Origin of the sequence: Candidatus Pelagibacter sp. HIMB1521, from assembly GCF_052047875.1 — a bacterium.
In the GTDB taxonomy this organism is placed as follows: Bacteria; Pseudomonadota; Alphaproteobacteria; order Pelagibacterales; family Pelagibacteraceae; genus Pelagibacter.
In genome coordinates this window covers 1-1,268 of the sequence record NZ_JBNAIZ010000034.1, presented here as the reverse complement: position 1 = coordinate 1,268, position 1,268 = coordinate 1, and the positions used below count along the sequence as shown (strand labels likewise).

Annotated in this window: 1 protein-coding gene; it reads left to right on the top strand. The window is 21.5% G+C overall.

What is annotated here, in order from left to right:
* Nucleotides 1-149: 149 nt before the first annotated feature.
* A partial coding sequence (locus tag ACTTA5_RS07630; protein WP_440649201.1) for a class I SAM-dependent methyltransferase occupies nt 150-1,268 on the top strand: 1,119 nt, incomplete at its 3' end.

Below are 1,268 nucleotides of genomic sequence, written 5' to 3'. Positions count from 1 at the left end.
TTATTATTCAGAAAATTTTAAAAAACTAATTTCACAAAATTATAAATTATTAAAAAATTTTAAACAAGATCGTATTTACGAAAAATATTTAAAAGATATTCTTTTAACAGAAAAAATATGTTATCAGATAAATACTAAAATAAAAAAATATGATTTCCAAAAAATGTAGAGTTTGTAGTGGTATAAAGTTAAAAAAAGTTTTTTCTTTAAACAATCAGCCACTAGCAAACAATTTAGAAAAAAAATTTGTAAAATCAAAAAAATTCCCCCTTGCTCTAAATTTATGCCTAGACTGCTATAATTGTCAGCTGTCATTTACTGTGCCATCAAAAATATTATTTAAAAATTATCTTTATAAGTCTTCAATTTCACAAAGTTTTAAAAAACATTTTGAAAAGGCTTGTGATTATTACGTTAAATTTTTTAAGCTTAATCAGAGAAGTTATATTTTAGATATTGGAAGTAATGATGGTATAGCGCTTATTCCTTTCAAAAAAAAAAAATTTAAAAATTTATATGGTATAGAGCCTGCAAAAAAACTTGCAAAAATTACTAAGTTATTAGGTATCCGTACGTTTACACAATTTCTAAATAATAAAATTGCTGATAAAAATTTAGATAAATTTGATTTAATTCTTGCATCTAATGTTTTTGCACACGTAAACGATCTTAAGACTTTCACTATTTGTGTTGATAAGATGTTAAAAAAAGATGGAGTTTTTATAATTGAAGTTCAATATTTGTTGAATATGCTTAGAGAATATACATTCGATAATATTTATCATGAACATATGAATTATTGGAGTGTTTATGCTTTAAGAAATTTTTTATCTCAGTTCAATCTAGAAATTTTTGATGTAAAAAAAATTAAAACACATGGTGGATCAATTCGAGTTTTTGTAAAAAAAAAAGAAAACAAAAAAATCATGATAAAGAATAGTTTTTATAAATTTTTATTAGATGAGAAGAAATTTAAAATTAATACCATTAAACCTTATTCTAGATTTTTAAAAAAAGTATTAATGAAGAAAATTAGATTTATTAAGTTAATTCAACAAATTTCTCATAAAAATATAGTTGGTTATGGAGCTCCTGCAAAAGCAACTACATTAATAAATTATTACAAAATTTCGAAATTTATAAAGTATATTATTGATGAAAATCCATTGAAGAATAATAAATATATACCAAATTCGAATATTCAGATATTAAATAAACCTAAATCTGAAAAGATAGATTATATGCTTGTTTTTGCTTGGAATTATTTT